Genomic DNA, 19,288 nt, shown 5'->3' on the forward strand with positions numbered 1-19,288 from the left:
TCCGCGTGACCGAACGAGGTCGCATTGCCGAGACCTTGAGCGCGAACGGCGGTGATGAAGAAATAGCTTGGGAGATGAGGACTGTCGGCGTACGATCGCGATATATCGCCGACCGATCGGCGACTGATCGCCGATCACCCCACTCGGAGGAGAACCACCGTGAGGCACACCCACTGGAACAGCTGGGACGACGACGACGCGCGTCCCGACCACGACACGGGCGACGACGACCGTCGACCCCCGCAGCGACCCGGCCGGCCGGGCTTCGGCGGCGACTTCGGCGGCGGCTTCGGCCGTGGCTTCGGCGGCCCCGGGTTCGGTGGCCCCGGCTTCGGCGGCGGTCGCGGCCGTCGTCAGCAGCCCGGGCCTCCGCCCTGGGTCGCCGGCCTGCTCGGCTTCGCCCCGCCCGAGCCCCACCGTCGCGGCGGTGGCGGTGGCGGGCCGAAGGTACGACGCGGCGACGTCCGCTCGGCGATCCTCGACGTGCTGGCCGGGGAGCCCCGCAACGGCTACCAGGTCATCAACGAGATCGCGGAGCGCTCGCACGGCGAGTGGCGCCCGTCGCCGGGCTCCGTCTACCCGACGATCCAGCAGCTCGAGGACGAGGGGCTCGTGACCTCCGACGACGAGCGCGGCCGTCGTACGCTCCGGCTCACCGAGGAGGGGGAGGGCTACGTCGCCGACCACCTCGAGGAGCTGGCCGCCGTCTGGCGCCCGTTCGCGCCGAAGGACGAGGAGCCGCAGGGCACCCTGCCCGAGATCGGCCAGGTCATGAGCGCGCTGTGGCAGATCGTCTCGACGGGCACCGACGCCCAGCGCCGCGAGGCCCTCGAGGTGCTCACCGACACCCGTCGCCGCCTCTACGGCATCCTCGCGGAGGGCGACCGGTGATGACCGACCAGCCACGGCTCCGGCTCTCGGACTCCGAGCGCCAGCAGGCGGCCGAGGCGCTCGGCGAGCACTTCGCCGCCGGGCGGCTCGACGCCGACGAGCACGACGAGCGCAGCAGCGCGCTCTGGCGGGCGCGGTTCGCCGATGACGTGCGCCCGCTGTTCGAGGACCTGCCGGGGCCGCACCCCGACGTCCTCGGGGGGCTCGCGTCGTACGCCGGCGGCGACTGGAACGCCGCACGGCCCGCCGCGCCGCGTTCGGCGGGACGGGGCGGGCGCGCCGCCGGTCCGATCGGGCTGCTGCGCGCGCTGCCGCCCCTGGTGGCCGTCGTGCTCGTGGCGGTGCTCGGGATGGCCGCGTTCGCGGTCGTGAGCTCGCTGCTGCCGGTGCTGCTCATCGGTGGCCTGGTGTTCCTCCTCGTGCGTCGCTCGGGGCACCACCCGTCGTGGAGCAGCCGGGGCTGTGGTGGTCGTGGCCGCTGAGCGCAGTCGCTTCCGGGGGCGCATCCTCGGGGTCGGTACGACGAGCGGCGTGCGCGTCGTGGTCGGGTACTGGCACGACACTCCGTTGGGCTCCTTCTCCGACGCGATGGTCGAGACGGCCGCGGGCCACCGCGTGCTGCTCGCACCGTCGGCGGAGGTGCGCGACTTCATCGCCGCCACCTACACGTTCGACGAGACCCGGTTGGAGCCGTTCGACGTGACGGCCACGGCCGACGCGTGGTCGGTGCGCTCGCCGTCGCTCAGCCTCGACGTGGGCGTGGGCGGACCCACGGCGCTCGGGCGTCTCCTGGCCCTCGTGCCAGACAGGGTCGCGACGAGCCCGGCGTTCTGCACGCTCACCGACCCCGTGGCACGCGTCGTGCTGCGGGGCGTGCGCACCCGCGGTACGGCGCGCGAGGGTCGCCGCGAGTACTACGGCGCCACCGGCACGCGCGCCGTGACCCGGGCCACCGGGTCGTTCGAGGGTGCCGACCTCGGCACGCTCGCGCCCGTCGACCCGCCGGCGCGGTTCGGATTCTCCTCGACCCCGAAGCGGCCCAGCGTCACCGACGTGGTGACCACGGTCGCCCTGGCCCGCTGAGGCGGGGTCCGCCGGGCGACGGGGACGGGGGACGGGGAGGTCAGAGGTCGATCGCCCGGTTGACCCACGTGGAGAAGACCCGCATGCCGACCCGCTCGTAGAGACCGCGCGCGCCGCTGCGGGTGTCCGTCGCCAGCTCGAGCCGGGTCGCGCCGTGGGCGCGGGCCTGGCCGAAGGCGTCGACGAGCAGGGCGCGGGCCAGTCCGCGGCCCCGGTGGTCACGCCGTACGGCGAGGCGGTCGACGTACCCCGTCTGCTCGCTCAGCATGACGACGGCGACCCCGACGACCTCGCCGGACGGGTCGGTCGCCACGCGCAGCGTCCACGACGCGAAGCCGGGCCGGCGCAGCACGACCGCCTCGAAGTCGCCCCACGGCTCGGGCTCGTGGTGGCTCCACTCGCCGAAGGCGTCGTCGACCACCTGCCAGACGGCGCGGTGGTCGGTCGGCGCGGCCTCGCGCACGCCGTACCCCGGGGGCACCTCCTGCGGGGAGACGTCGACCCCGGGCGGAAGCTCGAGCAGCCACGACGTCCAGCGGTGCCGGTAGCCGAGCGCGGCCAGCAGGCGGTCGCCGTCGGAGCCCTCCGGGACGGGCATGCCGACGAGCGTCTCGCCCCGCCCGCGGGCGCAGTCCTGCATCCAGCGCGCGAGGGCGGTGCCGAGACCGCGGCCCCGGTACGACGGGTGCACGGCCGCGTCGCCGCGCTCACCGCCGGAGTGCTCGGCGTACGCCACCAGCGCGTCGCCGTCGAGGACCCCGACGGTGGTCGCCGGCACGTCGACGCCCGGCCGCTGCCAGTCGGCGACGATGTCGGCCTCCTCGATCTGGACCGAGCCGATGTCGTGCTGCTCCTGCGCGGCCATCACCGCGAACACGGCGCCCGCGTCGGCCACGGTGAGGGGGCGGGCGACGAGCCCGTCGGGCAGGTCGGACGGCGGAGGGGGAGGGGTGGGTGTGCTCACGGGAGGCAGTCAACCCCGTCCGGGCACGACGACGCCCCCGATTTTCCGCGGGTGGCGGAAGATCGGGGGCGTGCGTGGCGCGGGCCGTCGGGGGACGCGGCCCGCGCGGCTCTCGGGGAGCCGGCGCCGGATCAGGCGCTCTGGATCGCCGAGATGTCGAACTCGAGCTTGACCTTCTCGGAGACGAGCACGCCGCCGGTCTCGAGCGCGGCGTTCCAGGTCAGGTCCCAGTCCTTGCGGTTGACGGCGACAGCGCCCTCGAAGCCGACGCGGAGGTTGCCGAACGGGTCGCGGGCCGAGCCGGTGGACTCGAACTCGATCGTGACGGGCTTGGTCGTGCCCTTGATCGTCAGGTCGCCCGTGACGATCCAGTCGGCGTCGCCGTCGCGCTCGACCTTGGTCGAGGTGAAGGTGATGGTCGGGTAGGTGCTGACGTCGAAGAAGTCGGCGGACTGCAGGTGACCGTCGCGGTCGGCGCTGCCGGTGTCGACGCTGGCGACCTGGATCGTCAGGTTGACCGACGAGGCGGCCGGGTTGGCGGTGTCGATGGTCGCGGCACCGGCGAAGTCCTTGAACGCGCCGCGGACCGTGGTCACCATCGCGTGACGGGCCGAGAAGCCGAGGCGGCTGTGGCTCGGGTCGATGGTGTAGCTGCCCGAGATGTCGTCGAGAACGGTGGTGGGAGCGTCGAACGCCTGCTCGGCGCCGTTGTCCTTGTTGCGGTTGAAGATGCCCATGGGTCTGTCCTCCAGAAGTCTTGGTTGAACTCTCAACTAGGACAGTACGGCAAGTTTGTTGCGCGGTCAAGTATCTGCCGGATGGTTGTCGCGGAACCCCAGGTGAACGTCGTGGGTCGGCGGGCGGGTCGGCGGGTGGGTCGGTCGATCGCCCCACCCGGTGTAACGCGGTGTCCAGGTCTCTGCACACGGGTCAGAACGCGTGTGCAGTAGCTCGGACACCGCGTTACACGGGATGGATGGTGGGGAGGGTCGGCCACAGGCGAGCTCCACCGTGCCGGTCGCGGGTGTCCGGACGCAGAAGGAGCCGCCACCCAGGTGGGCGGCGGCTCCTTCGAGGAACGATCGAGGCGGGCTCGCGTTCGTGGGACTGTCAGGCGGCGAGCGGTCGGGCGACGGCCTCGGTGGCCGTGGTCCAGCGAGCCTCCATGCGCTGACGGCCGTGGATGTCGACGACCTTGACCCACGTGCGGGTCAGGGTGGAACGACGCTGGTTCGGCGTGGCGTTGAGCATGAGACACCTCCTGTTCACTTTCCGTTCACCCAAGTTAGCCCAGATCGGCGCCAGAACCTAGTCACAACGCGATTCCGGGGGCGATTTCGCGTCATTTGCTCCACCAGGACGCCAAATCGGGTCCTCAGGGGTGAGAAACGCTCCACCCGGACGGGTGATCAGCGGTTGTCCCGGAGATGAACGAAAGGTGAACGACGGAGCCTTCCGCGCTCCGCCGCACGGGGGTGGACCCACGCCGGGGGGCGGCCTACGGTGGAAGCGGTGCCGCTCGGGCGCCACCCGCGCCATCATTCTCGGGAGGAACCATGGCGATCCACCTTCTCCGCGCGCCCTCGCGGCGTCGCACCCCCGCTCTCACCGCCACCCTGGTCAGCGGACTGGCCCTCGGTGTCGCCCTCGTGGCGACCCCGGCCTCGGCGGACGACACGCCGGGGGTCTCGGGCTCCACGTCCCAGGACCCGGCCGTCTCGGGCTCCACCTCGCCCGACCCCGCGGTCTCGGGCTCCACCTCGCAGACGCCCGGCGTCTCGGGCTCCACGTCGGTCGGAGCGCTCGCGCCGGCGGGCTCGTCGTACGTCGCGCTCGGCGACTCCTACTCGTCGGGCACCGGCACCCGCAGCTACATCGACGACGGCACGGAGTGCCTCCGGTCGACGCAGGCCTTCCCCTCGCTGATCGCGGCGGCGAACGACTACTCGCTCGACTACCGGGCGTGCTCCGGTGCGGTGGTCGCCGACGTGCAGGCCAACCAGCTCGCCGCGCTCTCGGCCGCCACCGACCTCGTGACGATCACCATCGGCGGCAACGACGCCGACTTCACCGGGGTGATCACCGAGTGCGCGCTGCCCGGCTGGGCGAGCGACTGCAACGCCGCCATCGACACCTCGCAGGCGTTCGTCTCCGGCACGCTGCCGTCGCGCCTGAGCGGCCTCTACGGCCAGATCTCCGCGGCCGCGCCCAACGCCACCGTGGTGGTCGCCGGCTACCCGCGCCTCTTCATGGGCGAGGACTGCAACGCCCTCACCTGGATCTCGCCGGAGGAGCAGGCGCGGCTCAACGCGACCGCCGACCAGCTCAACGCCACGACCCGCGCCGCGGCCACTTCGGCCGGCTTCTCCTTCGTCGACCCGACGAGCGCCTTCACCGGCCACGCCGTGTGCGACGACCCCGAGTGGCTCAACGGTCTCTCGAACCCGATCGTCGAGAGCTACCACCCGAACGTGGCGGGCCACGCCCAGGGCTACACCCCCCTCGTGGGGCCCCGCCTCACCGGCGCGTCGGTCGCGGTGACGCCCGAGGTGATCGCCGAGGCGGACTCGCGTGCCGGGGAGTACGCCGCCCAGCAGGCGCCGTACGCGGCCTATGACCGTACGATCGAGCCTCGCGTGGTCGACCAAGCCCCGCTGCTGGAGGCCCAGCGTTCCATCGAGATGGGGAATGCCCCGTACTCAGGGAACTGACAGCCTTCGTCGTTCGTTGAATTCCTCGACGTTCGTGATGCGTGGTGGGGGCGGCAGGTCCGCCCCCACCGTCGTGTCGCACCGCTGATGCCGAACAGGAGCTGTTGTCCATGGAGGTCACCCCCCTCGTCTGGGGCCTCACCATCGTCGTGATCGCCGGTCTGCTGGCGTTCGACTTCTTCTTCCACGTGCGCAAGGCGCACATCCCGACGCTGAAGGAAGCGGCCATCTGGTCGGCCATCTACGTCGGACTGGCCCTGGTGTTCGGTCTCTTCGTGCTGTGGGAGTACGGCAGCCGGTACGGCGGTGAGTACTACGCCGGGTACATCACGGAGAAGGCGCTGAGCGTCGACAACCTCTTCGTGTTCCTCATCATCATGGCCAGCTTCAAGGTGCCGCGTGAGGACCAGCAGAAGGTGCTGCTCTTCGGCATCGTGTTCGCCCTGTTCGCGCGCAGCGCGTTCATCTTCGTGGGCGCCGCGGCCATCAACAACTTCAGCTGGGTCTTCTACCTGTTCGGCGCGATCCTCATCTACACCGCCTTGTCGCTCCTCAAGGAGGAGGACGAGGAGGAGGGGGAGATCGACAACTTCGTGATCCGCCTGGCGAAGAGGTTCTTCCACACCTCGGACGAGTACGACGGCGACAAGATGTTCACGGTCGTCAACGGCAAGAAGATGCTGACGCCGATGCTCCTCGTGATGATCGCGATCGGCGGCACGGACCTGCTGTTCGCTCTCGACTCGATCCCGGCCATCTTCGGCCTGACGCAGGAGTCCTACCTCGTCTTCACGGCGACGGCCTTCTCGCTCATGGGTCTGCGCCAGCTGTTCTTCCTCATCGACGGCCTGCTCGACCGCCTGGTCTTCCTCTCCTACGGCCTCGCGATCATCCTCGGCTTCATCGGTGTGAAGCTCTTCATCCACGCCCTGCACGAGAACGAGCTGCCGTTCATCAACGGCGGCGAGCACGTCACGGCGATCCCCGAGGTCTCCATCGCGGTGTCGCTCAGCGTCATCGTGGGCGTGCTCATCATCACGGTCATCGCCTCGCTGCTCAGCCCCAAGGGCAAGGCCGAGTCGACCATCAAGGCCGCGAAGGCCAGCGCCGAGCACTACCTCGACGGCAGCTACACCCACGACCCCGAGGAGCACAACCGCCTCTACAACGTGGTCGCCGCCAAGGAGCAGCAGATCGACGACCTGCCGGAGAAGTTCCGTCCGGAGGCCAAGGAGAAGGCCGAGCTCGACGCCCTCTTCGCCCGGGTCCACGAGGCCCACGGCGACGTGCGGCCCGGCGGCGCGACCAGCTGACCGACGCCTGATCCACAAACGACCCCGACGGGGCCGTCCCGACCACCAGGTCGGGGCGGCCCCGTCGTCGTCCGTACGGCGGCGTCGTCGCGTCGTCCTGGCCGTGTCCGGGACGCGTCCCGGTCGGTGCCTCAGATCCAGCCGCGGTCGCGGGCGACGCGGGCCGCCTCGACCCGCGTGGTGGTGCCCGTCTTGCCGATGGCGGAGGAGAGGTAGTTGCGCACCGTGCCGGCGGAGAGGTGCACCCGCTCGGCGATGCGCGCGACCGGCACCCCCTCCAGCGCCACGCGCAGCACCTCCACCTCGCGCTCGGTGAGCGGGTGGGCGCCGCCCGCGAGCGACTCGCCGGCGAGGATCGGGTCGACGACGCGCAGCCCGGCGTGCACCCGCCGTACCGCCTCGGCCAGCTCGGTCGCCGGCGTGTCCTTGACGACGAACCCGCTCGCGCCGGCCTCGAGGGCGCGCCGGAGGTAGCCGGGCCGGCCGAAGGTGGTCACCATCAGCGCGCGGACGCCGGTCGCGCCCGCCGACAGGGCCGCGGCGGCCGCGATGCCGTCCGGCACCGCGTCGCTGCCCGGCATCTCGATGTCGAGGAGGCAGACGTCGGCGCCGCTGGCGGCGGCCGCCTCCACGACGTCGTCGGCGCGGCCGACCTCGGCGACGACCTCGAGGTCGGGCTCGAGCGAGAGCAGCGCGGCGAGCGCGCCGCGGACGAGGGCCTGGTCGTCGGCCAGCAGCAGTCGGATCGTCATGACCACGTCACCTCCAGGAGAGTTCCGCCACCGGGCGCGTCGTCGACGAGGAGCGTCCCCCCGGCGGCACGCACCCGTTCCTCCACGCCCCGCAGGCCGTTGCCGGCCCCGCGGACCCGCCCGCGGCCGTCGTCCGCGACGCGCAGACGGGCGTGGCCGAGCTCGACCACGCACCGGTCGGCGTCGCTGTGGCGCACCACGTTGGTGACGGCCTCGCGCAGCACCCAGGCGAGCACGAGGCGTCGGCGCGGGTCGACCACGGCGGGGTCGGACGGCACGACGGCGTCGATGCCGGCGGCCGTCAGGGCCGCCCGCGCCGCCGCCAGCTCGTCGCCGAGGCGCGTGACGCGCAGCCCGGCCACGGTCGCCCGCACCTCGCTCAGCGCCTCACGGCTCAACGACCGGATCTCCGCCAGCTCGGCGCGGGCCCGCTCCGGGTCCAGGTCGAGGAGACGCTCCGCGAGCTCGGCCTTCGCCACCACGACGGTGAGGCTGTGGCCCAGCACGTCGTGCACGTCGCGGGCCACCCGCTCGCGCTCCGCCACCAGGGTGAGCTCGTCGGCGACCTCCTGGTCGACCAGCCGCCGCTCCTCCATCAGCCGGGTCGTCGTGAACGTCACCACGGTCGCCAGCATGACGGGGAGGAAGAACAGGCCGCCGGAGAAGGAGTCCACGACGGTGGTGAGCCAGGCGGTCGCGCCGACGAGCCCGACGGCGACCGGGGCGGCGAGCCGCAGCGGCGCCAGCAGCAGCGCGAATGCCGACGTGTAGATGCACAGCCCCATGGCGTACGTGCCCTGCAGCCAGACGCCGGCCGCGGTGAGCGCGAGCAGCACCAGGGTGCTGATCTCCACCCAGCGGCGCGGGAGCCAGGACGTCGCGGCCGGTCGGGCGTCCGCGAAGAAGCCGAACGCGTAGACGGCGCTGAAGACCACGAGCACCGTGGACGCCACCAGGACGCCGGCGCCCGACCTCGGCGTGCGCACGAGGTCGAGCACCGGGAACACCATGAAGACGAGCCACACCGGGCCCGTGAGCCACCCCCACCGGACCCAGAGGTCGGTGGGGCCGGCGTCGGGCGCCGCCTGCGTAGCGCTCACCGTCGGCTCACTGGCGCTCACGCCCGCGCCGTACGAGGAGGACGGCCGCGACGGCGAGCACCGCGCTCCAGACGCCGAGGTTGAGCAGCGGGAGCCAGAGGGGGTCCGACCCGAGCGACGCGCCGTCCCCGGAGATCAGCCGGCCCTCGGTCACGGGGTAGCGGGCGAGGGCGACGTAGCCGTAGAGCGGGGTGAACTTCGCGATGGCCAGCAGGGTGCCGCTCAGCGGCACGAACACGTTGCCGAGGAACGCGAGCACGACGACCATGCCGCTGGCGGCGCTGACGGCCGCCTCCGTGCGGAACGCGAGGCCGGCGCAGAGGCCGAAGAGCGCGAACACGCACGCCCCGCCGGCCACGGCGAGCAGGCTCAGCGTCCACGCCACGGTGGTGCCCTCGGCGCCGGTGAGCGCGCCGATGGCGGCGATGAGGGTGACAGGCAGCAGAGCGACGACCACGGCGAGCGTGATCTTGACCAGCACGAAGCCGCCGTCGCGGAGCGGGGTGAGGCCGAGCTGGCGGCCCCAGCCCTGCATCCGCTCGACCGCGGCCATGCCGCCGACGCCGACGGTGGCGGTCACGGCGCCGTACGCCGCCATCGAGACCAGGATGTAGAGGGCGACGTTGCCGTTGCCGAGCGGGCTGCCGCCGTACGCCTGGGTGGCCCCGAAGATGATGTAGAAGAACGCGGGCAGCACGCCGATGAAGAAGAGGCTCGCGCGGTCGCGGGCGAAGCGGCGGAGCTCGAGGCCGAGGTACGTGGTGTTCATCGGCCCTCCTCCGTCGTCTGCGCGGCACCGGTCAGGGCGACGAAGGCCTCGTCCAACGACCCGGTCAGGATCTCGAGGTCGTGCGCGTCCAGCTCCACGAGGAGGGTACGGGCGACGGCGTCCGAGTCGGTGGCGACCACGCGCACGCGGTCGCCCTGGACCGTGACGTCGGCGGCACCGGCGAGCCGGCGCAGCGTCGCCACCGCGTCGTCCCGGCCGGTCGGGGGGAGCGTGGCGTGCACGGTGCGCCCCACCGCCCGGGAGCGGATCTCCGCCGTGGGGCCGTCGGCGACCACCCGGCCCTGCGCCACCACCACGATCCGGTCGGCGAAGTCGTCGGCCTCCTCGAGGTAGTGGGTGGCGAAGACGACGGTGCGCCCGCGGGCGGCCTCCGCGTGCATCACCCGCCAGAAGTCGCGACGGGCCGTCACGTCCATGCCGGCCGTGGGCTCGTCGAGCACGAGCAGCTCGGGGTCGGGGAGGAGGGCGAGCGCGAACCGGAGCCGCTGCTGCTCGCCGCCGGAGCACTTCGAGACCATGCGGGAGGCCACGGCGCCGAGCCCGGCGCGGTCGATGACGTCCTCGACGGGCGCGGGTGCGTCGTACGTCGACGCGATCAGCCGCACCGTCTCGCGAACGGTGAGGTCGCGGAGCAGGCCGCCGGTCTGGAGCACGGCCGACACCCGCCCCTCGCGGACGGCGTCGCGCGGGGGCCGCCCGAACACCTCGGCGGACCCTCCCGTCGGCGAGGTGAGCCCGAGGAGCATGTCGATGGTCGTCGTCTTGCCGGCGCCGTTGGGGCCGAGGACGGCGACGACCTCGCCGGTCTCGATGCGCAGGTCGACGCCGCGCACGGCGGCGACGTCGCCGGAGCGGGTGGCGAAGGTCTTGGTCAGGCCGCGCAGCTCGACCGCGGGAGCGCCGGTGGCGGCGGCCGGGGACGGTGGGGCGGTGGGGCGGGTGTGCGTCATGGTGACGACTCTCGCCGTGCGCGACGCGCGGCGCCGTCCCCTCCTGTCACGTGTCCCGGATGACACCTGTCATGCGCGGTGCTTGGGGCCCCGTGCGGCGAGTGGCAGGCTGGCGGGCATGAGCGAGTCGATCGACGTCCACGGCCTCTACTCCCCCCAGCTGTACGTCGGGGGCGCCTGGCGCGACTCCGGTGACGGCTCCACCTTCGACGTGCTCGACCCCGCCGACGAGTCGGTGCTCGCGCGCGTGGCCGACGGCACGGTCGACGACGCGGTCGCCGCGCTCGACGCCGCGGCCGCCGCGCAGGAGGACTGGGCCCGCACGGCGCCGCGGGAGCGCAGCGAGATCCTGCGCGCGGCGTACGAGCGCATCGTCGACCAGACCGATGCCTTCGCCCGCCTGATCAGCCTCGAGATGGGCAAGCCGCTCGGCGAGTCCGCGGGCGAGGTCGCGTACGGCGCGGAGTTCCTCCGGTGGTTCTCCGAGGAGGCCGTCCGCATCCACGGACGCTGGATGACGGCGCCCGCCGGTGGCTCCCGGCTGCTGACGGTGAAGAAGCCCGTCGGCCCCTGCCTGCTCATCACGCCCTGGAACTTCCCCATCGCGATGGCGACCCGCAAGATCGGCCCCGCGATCGCGGCCGGCTGCACCATGGTCGTGAAGCCCGCCGCCCTCACCCCGCTGACGACGCTGGCGGTCGCGAGGGTCTTCGCCGACGTCGGACTGCCCGCGGGCGTGCTCAACGTCGTCACCTCGTCGCACTCCTCCGACATCTCCCGCACGCTCATGGAGGACGACCGCCTCCGCAAGGTCTCCTTCACCGGCTCGACCCCGGTCGGCAAGGTGCTCGTGGAGCAGTCGTCGGGCCAGCTGCAGCGCATGTCGATGGAGCTCGGCGGCAACGCCCCGTTCCTCGTCTTCGAGGACGCCGACGTCGACGCGGCCGTCGAGGGCGCCGTCCTGGCGAAGATGCGCAACATGGGCGAGGCCTGCACGGCCGCCAACCGCTTCCTCGTGCACACGTCGGTGGCCGAGGAGTTCTCCACCAAGCTGGCCGAGCGCCTGGGCGCCCTCACGGTCGGGCGCGGCCAGGACGACGGCGTCGACGTGGGCCCGCTCGTGCAGGCCAGCGCCGTCGACGACGTGCACCAGCTGGTCACCGACGCCGTCGAGAGCGGCGCGACGGTGCTCACCGGCGGCACCCGGCCCGACGGTCCGGGCTTCTTCTACCCGCCGACCGTGCTCGCCGACGTGCCCCACGACGCCGGCGTCGTGACCCAGGAGATCTTCGGGCCCGTCGCGCCGATCTCGACCTTCGACGACGAGGACGAGGCGATCCGGCGCGCCAACGCGACCGAGTACGGGCTGGCGTCGTACGCGTTCACCCGCGACCTCGACCGCACGATCCGGCTCGCGGAGCGCCTCGACTACGGCATGGTCGGCATCAACACCGGCCTGCTCTCCAACCCCGCGGCGCCGTTCGGCGGCGTCAAGCAGTCCGGGTTCGGCCGCGAGGGCGGGTTCGAGGGCATCGAGGAGTACCTCGAGACGACGTACGTCGGGATCAGCGCCGGCTGAGCGGGAGCAGACTGTCCCCCATGACCCTCGTCGCCCTCGTGGTCGCCGCGCTCGCGGCCGCGCTGCACGTCTACATCTTCCTGCTCGAGTCGGTCTGGTGGACGACACGCGCCCGCGGGGTCTTCGGCACCAGCGCCGAGGAGGCCGCCGCCACCCGCGAGATGGCCTTCAACCAGGGTTTCTACAACCTCTTCCTCGCGGTGGTGACGGTGGTGGGCATCGCGTCGTACGGCGCCGGCGGTGCGCAGGGCGACGCCGTCGGTGCGGCGCTCGTGCTGGCGGGCACCGGGTCGATGCTCGCGGCGGCCCTGGTGCTGCTCGTCACGTCGCCCGACAAGGCGCGGGCGGCGGTCACGCAGGGCACCCTCCCGCTGGTCGCGGTGGTGCTCGTGGCGGTGGGCCTGCTCGTCTGAGTGACCCCCCTCACGGGGGCTCCTGCCGCCCCGCGGGCGTCACCACCGCAGGGGCACAGTGGACGGGTGAGCATCCCTGACCAGAGCACCCAGATCCAGCTCGTCGCGCGCCCCGAGGGCTGGCCGACGCACGAGAACTTCCGCACCGTCGTCGTCGACCTGCCCGACCTGGGCCCCGACGAGGTCCGCGTCGTCAACGACTACGTCTCCGTCGACCCCTACATGCGGGGACGGATGAACGACGTGAAGAGCTACATCGCCCCGTTCGCGCTCGACGCGACCATGGACGGCGGCGCCGTCGGCCACGTCGTCGCCTCGACGAGCGACACCGTGCCGGTGGGCGCGGTCGTCTCCCACAACCAGGGCTGGCGCGACGTCGCCCAGGGCCCGGCCGCCCGATTCCGCGTCGTCGAGGAGGCACCCGGTCTGCCCCGCTCCGCGCTGCTGGGCATCCTCGGCATGACCGGGCTGACGGCGTACGTCGGGCTCGGCGAGATCGCCCGCCTCTCGATGGGCGACACGGTCTTCGTCTCCGGCGCTGCCGGTGCGGTCGGCACGGCGGTCGGCCAGATCGCCCGGCGCAAGGGCGCGGCCCGCGTCATCGGCTCGGCCGGCTCGGCCGAGAAGGTCGCGCTGCTGACGGAGCGCTACGGCTTCGACGCGGCGATCAACTACAAGGACGGCCCGATCCGCGAGCAGCTCGCCGAGGTCGTCGGCGAGGACGGCGTCGACGTCTACTTCGACAACGTCGGCGGCGACCACCTCGAGGCCGCCCTCGACGTGATGAACCGCTTCGGCCGGGTCGCGGTCTGCGGCGCCATCGCGGGCTACAACGACACCGACCGCACGCCCGGGCCGGACAACCTGATGAACATCGTCTCGCGCAGCCTCACGCTCCGCGGCTTCACGCTGGGCGACCACTTCAGCGCCCAGCCGGCGTTCGAGGCCGACATGCGCCGCTGGGTCGCCGAGGGCCGGATCGTGCACGACGAGACCGTCGTCGAGGGCATCGACCACGCCGTCGACGCGTTCCTCTCGATGCTCGAGGGCGGCAACACCGGGAAGATGGTCGTCAAGACGTCCTGAGGTGGGGGTGTCTCGGGGGTGCGGACCACCGGTCGTCCCGGGTGGCGCCGCACTCCGTACGACCCCGTGTAACGCGGTGTCCGAGCTACTGCACACGTGTTCTGACGCGTGTGCAGACACCCGGACACCGCGTTACACGGGGTGCGAGCCGTCAGCCGACGGCCGCCATGTCCTCGCCGAGGGCGTCGGCGCTGAGGCCCGAGCCCGCCATCTGGCCCGCGGCGAGCGCCCCGATGACCGAGGGCATGGGCATCGGGAAGGCGGGCCGGTGGGCCAGGTCGCCGGCGGCGTACACGCCGGGGACGCTCGTGCGGCCGAAGTCGTCGATCTCGACGCAGCCCGACTCGAGCAGGTGCACCCCCAGCTGCTCCGCGAACGGGGCGGACTGGCGGTAGGTCGGCGCGAGGAACACCCCGGCGAGGTCGATCACCATGCCGTCGGCGAGGTGGGCGCGCGCCACGTCACCGTCGCGCGAGAACCGCTCGACCGGCGTGGTGACGACGCCCGCGCCGAGCGCGGCCAGGGTCGCGCCGGTGGCCTCGTCGACCTCCGCGCCGTGGGTGAGGGCGGTGAGGCGCCCCGCGATCCGGTTCATCAGGCCGACCGCGTGCATCATCTGCGGCTGCGCGCCGAGCACGGCCACGTGGCCGCCCGAGAACTCGTGGCCGTGGCAGAACGGGCACTGCGCCGCGAGCGTGCCCCAGAGCTCGTCGAGCCCCGGCACGGACGGCAGGTCGTCCCGCAGCCCGGTCGCCAGCACCACGCGCCGGGCGACGAGGGTGCGCCCGTCGCCGAGCGTGGCCTCGAACCGGGTGGGCTCGCCCGGGCCGTGCGTCGCGGCGACCCGCACGACCTCGCCGGCCAGCACCTCCACGTCGTACGGCGCGAGCTGCTCGCGTGCGGAGGCCCGGAAGTCGGCGGGCGGGCGTCCGTCGTGGGTGAGCACGTTGTGCATGTGGGTGACCGGCGCGTTGCGGTAGACGCCCGAGTCGACGAGCACCGCGCTGCGGTGGATGCGGCCGAGGGTGAGCGCCGCCTGGAGGCCGGCGGGTCCGCCGCCGATGACGAGGGCGTCGGTGGGGGCGTCGGTGGGGGCGTCGGTGGGGCCGTCGGCGGGGGTGGGGTGCGACATGTCGGGTCCTTCACTGGGTCGTGGTCCTTGTGCAGGTCACCAGCATGTGAGTTCATGTCGACATGAAGTCAAGCCTGCGCAGCATCGGATCCGTCGCGGCCCGTTTCGGGCTCGAGACCCACGTGCTGCGGCACTGGGAGGACGAGGGCCTCGTGACGCCGGCGCGCGACGGGGCGGGGCGCCGGGTGTACGGCGAGCACGACGTCGTGCGGATCGCCGCGATCGTGCGCAACAAGACCGCCGGGATGAGCCTGGAGCAGATCCGGGTGCTGCTCGACTCCGAGTCCGCCGGCCGCCACGACGTGCTGCAGGCCCACCTCGACGACATCGAGGAACGGATGCGGTCGATGGAGCTGTGGCGTGAGATGACCCTCCACGCCCTGCGCTGCCGCGCCCACGACGTGACGAACTGCCCGCGCTACAAGAGCTACCTGGCCGACCTGCTCGACGACGGCACGCCGCGACCGAGCCTGCCGCCCGAGCGCGGGTCGGGCGGGGGAGTCCCGCCGTACGACCCGGCGCTCTCCTGCTGAGGCCCCGGCGGTCGCCCCGGCGGAGGTAGTCCCTGACGTAGTGGTCGTCGGACCATCGCTCGGACGACCTCTACGTCAGGGACTACCCGTCGTGGCGGGCCGCCCACCCCCGCAACGTCATGCGGACCGGAGCCCGGGGGCCACGGTCCGCATGACGCTCGCGAGGAGCGGTCGATCAGGTGGAGCAGGTGGAACGCCTCAGACGGTGCTGCCCGGGACGGTGGAGTCGTCGCGGCCGGCCTCGTCGGTGGCGAGGCCCAGCTTGCCGGCGGCGCTGCCGACCGACTTCTTGATGAGCGCGTCGAGGTCGAGGCCCGTCGTGGTCTTCAGCATGTTGAGGGTCTCGACGACGTTCGAGGTGACCTGCTTGGGCAGGGCGCCGGCGCCGTCGGTCGACACGACGGTGAGCTGGTCGATCGCGCCGATGGGGGCCGCGACCTCCTTGGCGATCTGCGGGAGCACCTCGATGAGCATCTGCAGCACAGCGGCGTCGTTGTAGTGCGCGAACGCCTCGGCGCGCTTGTCCATGGCCTCGGCCTCGGCCTGGCCGACCGCGGAGATCGCGGCCGCCTGGGCCTCGCCCTCGGCGCGGGTGGCGTCGGCCTCCGCCGTACGGCGGGCGCGCTCGGCCTCACCGCGGCGCTCACCCTCGATGGCCTCGGCCTCGGCGAGCGCGGAACGGCGGGCCTTCTCGGCCTCACCGCTGAGGCGGGCCTCCTGCGCCTTGGCCTCGGCGGCCGCGATGGTGGACGCCTTGCGGGCCTCGGCGGCCGCGATCTCGGCGGACCGCTTGGCCTCGGCGTCCTGCTCCACGCGGTAGCGCTCGGCGTCGGCCGGCTTGCGGACCTTCGTCTCCAGCTCGCGCTCGGTCAGCGCGGCCTGGCGGACGGCGACCTTCTCCTGCTCGAGCAGGATCGCCTGGTCCTGGTCGGCCTGGGCGAGCGGGCCGGCGGCGGAGGCACGGGCCTGCGCGGCGTCGGTCTCGATCTTGATCTCGGACTGCTTCAGCGCGAGGGCGCGCTGCGAGATCGCGATCTCCTCCTCGGCCTTGATGCGCGCCTGCTCGGCGGCCTGGCGGGCGTTGGCCTCGGCGATGGCGGCGGTCTGGCCGTTGCGGGCGGCCTCGGGGCGACCGAGGTCGGCGAGGTAGGAGCCGTCGTCGGTGACGTCCTGGATCTGGAACGTGTCGAGGATGAGGCCCTGGCCGGTGAGCGAGTTCTCGGACTCGTCGGCCACGCGCTGCGCGAACGCGGCGCGGTCACGGATGATCTGCTCGACCGTCAGGCCGCCGACGATGGAGCGCAGCGCACCGGCGAGCACCTCCTGGGTGAAGGGCTCGATGTCGGCCTGCTGCGAGAGGAAGCGCTGCGCGGCGAGGCGGATCTGGTCGGCGTTGCCGCCGACCTTCACGATCGCGACGCCCTCGACGTTGAGCTTGATGCCCTGGCCGGAGACGGCGCCGCGGATCTGCACGGAGATGCGGCGCGAGGAGAGGTCGAGGTTGCCGAGCTTCTGCACGAACGGGACGACGAAGATGCCGCCGCCCATGACGACCTTCTGGCCGGACAGGTCGGTCGTCAGCTCGCCCGTCTCCGGGTTGACCACCGCCTTGCCCTTGCGGCCGGTGACGATGAACGCCTCGTTCGGCCCGGCGACCTTGTAGCGGCTGGTCACGAGCAGCACCAGGAGGACGAGGAGGACGACGAAGCCGATGATCGGCGTCAGGACCGGATCCACGGTGGAACCTTTCGGTGGAGGGGTGGAGCAGGGTCGTGCGGGGGAGCTGGCCGTGCTGGTGGTGCTGGTGGTGCTGGTGGTGCGGGGGTCAGGGGAGGGCGTCGTACGTCGCCTGCACCGTCACCGCGGTGGGTGAGAGCACGCCGGTGACGTGCACCTCGGTGCCGGCGGGCAGCGGCCGCTCGGCCTGCGCGTTGTAGCGCAGGACGTGGCCGCCGCGGCGGACGGTGATGGCGCCGTACCCGCCCTCGGGGATGTCGCTGACGACCGTCGCGTCCCACCCGAGCACGTCGCGCGTGCTGGGGATCTCGTCGGTGCCGCCGGTGCGCACCACCCGCGTGAGCCAGATGGCGAACCACGCCGTGACGACGCCCGCGCCGACGCCGACGAGCGACGACAGGAACATCGGCAGCCCGAGGGCCTGGGCCGTGGCCCCGCCGAAACCGAGCGCCGAGACGAAGCCACCGAGCGCGGCCGTGGAGAACCACTCGCCGAGGCCGTCGAAGTCGAGCACGTCGCCCAGCACCAGCGAGACGAGGAGCACGGCGACGCCACAGATCCCGATGATGAGGAAGGGCGTCATCTGTTCACCTCTCGGGTCGTACGGCGGGGCCTGCCGTCGGCGACGGCCACGACCTCCCAGGGTAGGCGCCCGGGGGCCGTCGCGTCTGTGCGCGAGACTCCCCACGTCGGCGCCCCTTCACACCCGCCGGACGCCCCGATCGTCGGCAGGACCACACCCGCGACGTCACCGCGACGTCATCCGGGCGTGGCAGTCTGGAGCCATGTCGACCGCACACCCCCAGGGCACCCCGGGCCCACCGACCACCGTGGTGCTCTTCGGGGCGACCGGTGACCTCTCCCGCCGCAAGCTGCTGCCCGGCCTGCTCCACCTCCTGCGCTCGGGCCTGCTGCCGGACGTGCAGATCGTGGGCACGTCCCTCGACGCGCACACGCGCGACTCGTTCGTGCAGTTCGCCCGCGCCGCGATCGACGAGTTCGCGAGCGACACCACCGACGAGGAGTGGGACGACTTCGCGAAGCGGCTCTACTGGGCGCCGGGCGGTACGGCGGAGTCGCTGCGGGCCGCGGTGGACGAGGCCGAGTCGGAGTGCGTCGAGCCGCAGCACCGCCTCCACTACCTCTCGGTGCCGCCGAAGGCCGCGATGGCGGTGATCCACACGCTGAAGGAGGCCGAGCTCGTCGAGCGCTCCCGCGTGATCATGGAGAAGCCGTTCGGCGTCGACCTGGAGAGCGCCAAGGCCCTCAACGCGGCCGTGCACGAGGTGTTCGACGAGACCCAGGTCTTCCGCATCGACCACTTCCTGGGCAAGGAGGCGGCGCTCAACATCCTGGCGTTCCGGTTCGCCAACGGGCTCTTCGAGCCCGTGTGGAACCGCAACATGATCGACCACGTGCAGATCGACGTGCCGGAGAAGCTGGGCCTCGAGCAGCGGGCCTCGTTCTACGAGTCGACGGGCGCCTACCGCGACATGGTGGTGACCCACCTCTTCCAGGTGCTGGCGTTCACGGCCATGGAGGCGCCGACCGCGCTCGACCCGCAGTCGATCACGGAGGAGAAGAACAAGGTCTTCCGCTCGATGCTGCCGATCCACCCGGAGGACGTGGTGCGCGGGCAGTACCTCGGCTACCGCGAGGAGGAGGGGGTGCTCCCCGACTCCGAGACCGAGACGTTCATCGCCCTGCGCTGCTACGTCGACAACTGGCGCTGGGCGGGCGTGCCGTTCTACCTGCGCACCGGCAAGCGCCTCGCGGAGGGCCAGCGCATCATCTCGGTGGCCTTCAAGGAGCCGCCCAAGTCGATGTTCCCCGAGGGCTCGGGCATCGGTCAGCACGGTCCCGACCACCTGACGTTCGACCTGGCCGACCAGGCGAAGGTCAGCCTGTCGTTCTACGGCAAGCGCCCGGGTCCGGGCTTCAAGCTCGACAAGGTCTCCATGCAGTTCTCGGTGGAGGACACGAACTGGGCCGGCTCGGTGCTCGAGGCCTACGAGCGCCTCATCCTCGAGGCCACGAAGGGCAACCACACCCTCTTCACGACCTCGGAGGGCGTGGAGCGCCTCTGGGAGGTCTCGCAGCCGCTGCTCGACGACCCGCCGCCGGTGCGTCCCTACGAGTCCGGCACGTGGGGCCCGAACCAGATCCACCAGCTCATCGCGCCCCGTGCGTGGCGGCTGCCGTTCGAGCGCAAGTGGCGCCAGAAGCCCGCCGACCACGACGCGGACTGAGACGC

General features: G+C 72.5%; 20 protein-coding genes. 10 read left to right on the forward strand and 10 right to left on the reverse strand.

Translation table 11 applies throughout. The features are described from left to right. Positions 1-159 precede the first annotated feature (159 nt). From K329_RS30500 to K329_RS0120195, 3 genes are read left to right on the forward strand one after another with little or no spacing between them, the layout of a single operon-like run. Positions 160-891 (forward strand): PadR family transcriptional regulator, encoded by a 732-nt coding sequence (locus K329_RS30500; RefSeq protein ID WP_028474460.1) that lies wholly within the window; start codon positions 160-162, stop codon positions 889-891. Next, the gene (locus K329_RS29935; RefSeq protein WP_052337158.1) at positions 891-1,373 is read left to right on the forward strand and encodes a DUF1707 SHOCT-like domain-containing protein; all 483 of its coding nucleotides are present in this window, start codon (positions 891-893) and stop codon (positions 1,371-1,373) included. Before K329_RS30500 ends, K329_RS29935 begins: the two co-directional genes overlap by 1 nt. Beyond that, complete coding sequence (locus tag K329_RS0120195) at positions 1,363-1,974, forward strand: hypothetical protein (protein ID WP_028474461.1); 612 nt, start codon at positions 1,363-1,365, stop codon at positions 1,972-1,974. The genes K329_RS29935 and K329_RS0120195 overlap by 11 nt, the downstream gene beginning before the upstream one ends. 40 nt (positions 1,975-2,014) lie before the next feature. Here the strand turns inward: K329_RS0120195 and K329_RS0120200 are convergent, their stop codons facing one another. The 3 genes from K329_RS0120200 to K329_RS31095 all read right to left on the reverse strand — a co-directional run bounded on the left by K329_RS0120200 (position 2,015) and on the right by K329_RS31095 (position 4,189). After that, on the reverse strand, positions 2,015-2,938 hold the full coding sequence (locus tag K329_RS0120200) for a GNAT family N-acetyltransferase (RefSeq protein WP_052337159.1): 924 nt from the start codon (positions 2,936-2,938) through the stop codon (positions 2,015-2,017). 131 nt (positions 2,939-3,069) lie between these two features. Next, positions 3,070-3,675 (reverse strand): YceI family protein, encoded by a 606-nt coding sequence (locus tag K329_RS0120205; RefSeq protein ID WP_028474463.1) that lies wholly within the window; start codon positions 3,673-3,675, stop codon positions 3,070-3,072. A 373-nt stretch (positions 3,676-4,048) separates the two neighbouring features. Then, the gene (locus tag K329_RS31095) at positions 4,049-4,189 is read right to left on the reverse strand and encodes a hypothetical protein (RefSeq protein ID WP_157571850.1); all 141 of its coding nucleotides are present in this window, start codon (positions 4,187-4,189) and stop codon (positions 4,049-4,051) included. Between the two features lie 305 nt (positions 4,190-4,494). Between K329_RS31095 and K329_RS28340 the strand changes: the two genes are divergently transcribed. Together K329_RS28340 and K329_RS0120220 are read left to right on the forward strand one after the other, a co-directional pair. Next, positions 4,495-5,649 carry an SGNH/GDSL hydrolase family protein gene (locus K329_RS28340; RefSeq protein WP_157571851.1) on the forward strand — a complete coding sequence of 385 codons (1,155 nt, stop codon included), beginning with the start codon at positions 4,495-4,497 and terminating at the stop codon, positions 5,647-5,649. 110 nt (positions 5,650-5,759) lie between these two features. Further along, a complete protein-coding gene (locus tag K329_RS0120220) occupies positions 5,760-6,962 on the forward strand; it encodes a TerC family protein (protein WP_028474464.1) in 1,203 nt (400 codons plus the stop codon). Between the two features lie 131 nt (positions 6,963-7,093). On the opposite strand, the gene K329_RS0120225 is transcribed toward K329_RS0120220, so the two are convergent. The 4 genes from K329_RS0120225 to K329_RS0120240 are packed head-to-tail and all read right to left on the reverse strand — an operon-like array spanning position 7,094 to position 10,554. Next, positions 7,094-7,714, reverse strand: coding sequence for a response regulator transcription factor (locus K329_RS0120225; RefSeq protein WP_028474465.1), 621 nt, complete (start codon positions 7,712-7,714; stop codon positions 7,094-7,096). Then, a complete protein-coding gene (locus K329_RS0120230) occupies positions 7,711-8,835 on the reverse strand; it encodes a sensor histidine kinase (protein WP_245596625.1) in 1,125 nt (374 codons plus the stop codon). The genes K329_RS0120225 and K329_RS0120230 overlap by 4 nt, the downstream gene beginning before the upstream one ends. Further along, the gene (locus tag K329_RS0120235) at positions 8,822-9,583 is read right to left on the reverse strand and encodes an ABC transporter permease (protein ID WP_028474467.1); all 762 of its coding nucleotides are present in this window, start codon (positions 9,581-9,583) and stop codon (positions 8,822-8,824) included. The genes K329_RS0120230 and K329_RS0120235 overlap by 14 nt, the downstream gene beginning before the upstream one ends. Beyond that, entirely contained in the window at positions 9,580-10,554 is a 975-nt protein-coding gene (locus K329_RS0120240; RefSeq protein ID WP_043644312.1) for an ABC transporter ATP-binding protein, read from the reverse strand. Before K329_RS0120240 ends, K329_RS0120235 begins: the two co-directional genes overlap by 4 nt. A gap of 118 nt (positions 10,555-10,672) precedes the next feature. Between K329_RS0120240 and K329_RS0120245 the strand changes: the two genes are divergently transcribed. The 3 genes from K329_RS0120245 to K329_RS0120255 all read left to right on the forward strand — a co-directional run bounded on the left by K329_RS0120245 (position 10,673) and on the right by K329_RS0120255 (position 13,632). Further along, positions 10,673-12,133 carry an NAD-dependent succinate-semialdehyde dehydrogenase gene (locus K329_RS0120245; protein ID WP_052337160.1) on the forward strand — a complete coding sequence of 487 codons (1,461 nt, stop codon included), beginning with the start codon at positions 10,673-10,675 and terminating at the stop codon, positions 12,131-12,133. A gap of 20 nt (positions 12,134-12,153) precedes the next feature. Next, on the forward strand, positions 12,154-12,546 hold the full coding sequence (locus K329_RS0120250) for a DUF1304 domain-containing protein (protein WP_028474470.1): 393 nt from the start codon (positions 12,154-12,156) through the stop codon (positions 12,544-12,546). Positions 12,547-12,612: 66 nt separating this feature from the next. Continuing rightward, positions 12,613-13,632, forward strand: coding sequence for an NADP-dependent oxidoreductase (locus K329_RS0120255; protein WP_028474471.1), 1,020 nt, complete (start codon positions 12,613-12,615; stop codon positions 13,630-13,632). 151 nt (positions 13,633-13,783) lie between these two features. Here the strand turns inward: K329_RS0120255 and K329_RS28345 are convergent, their stop codons facing one another. Continuing rightward, on the reverse strand, positions 13,784-14,764 hold the full coding sequence (locus K329_RS28345; protein WP_052337161.1) for an NAD(P)/FAD-dependent oxidoreductase: 981 nt from the start codon (positions 14,762-14,764) through the stop codon (positions 13,784-13,786). Between the two features lie 62 nt (positions 14,765-14,826). Between K329_RS28345 and K329_RS28350 the strand changes: the two genes are divergently transcribed. After that, positions 14,827-15,297 (forward strand): MerR family transcriptional regulator, encoded by a 471-nt coding sequence (locus K329_RS28350; protein WP_084541466.1) that lies wholly within the window; start codon positions 14,827-14,829, stop codon positions 15,295-15,297. A 198-nt stretch (positions 15,298-15,495) separates the two neighbouring features. On the opposite strand, the gene K329_RS0120270 is transcribed toward K329_RS28350, so the two are convergent. Both K329_RS0120270 and K329_RS0120275 read right to left on the reverse strand, forming a co-directional pair. After that, complete coding sequence (locus K329_RS0120270; RefSeq protein ID WP_028474472.1) at positions 15,496-17,034, reverse strand: flotillin family protein; 1,539 nt, start codon at positions 17,032-17,034, stop codon at positions 15,496-15,498. An 88-nt stretch (positions 17,035-17,122) separates the two neighbouring features. Next, positions 17,123-17,617: an NfeD family protein gene (locus K329_RS0120275; protein ID WP_028474473.1), complete on the reverse strand. Its 495-nt coding sequence runs from the start codon at positions 17,615-17,617 to the stop codon at positions 17,123-17,125. A gap of 202 nt (positions 17,618-17,819) precedes the next feature. Between K329_RS0120275 and zwf the strand changes: the two genes are divergently transcribed. Next, entirely contained in the window at positions 17,820-19,283 is a 1,464-nt protein-coding gene (zwf, locus tag K329_RS0120280; protein ID WP_028474474.1) for a glucose-6-phosphate dehydrogenase, read from the forward strand. The last annotated feature ends 5 nt before the right edge of the window (positions 19,284-19,288 follow it).

It is taken from the genome of Nocardioides alkalitolerans DSM 16699 (assembly GCF_000426525.1).
Lineage (GTDB): Bacteria > Actinomycetota > Actinomycetes > Propionibacteriales > Nocardioidaceae > Nocardioides > Nocardioides alkalitolerans.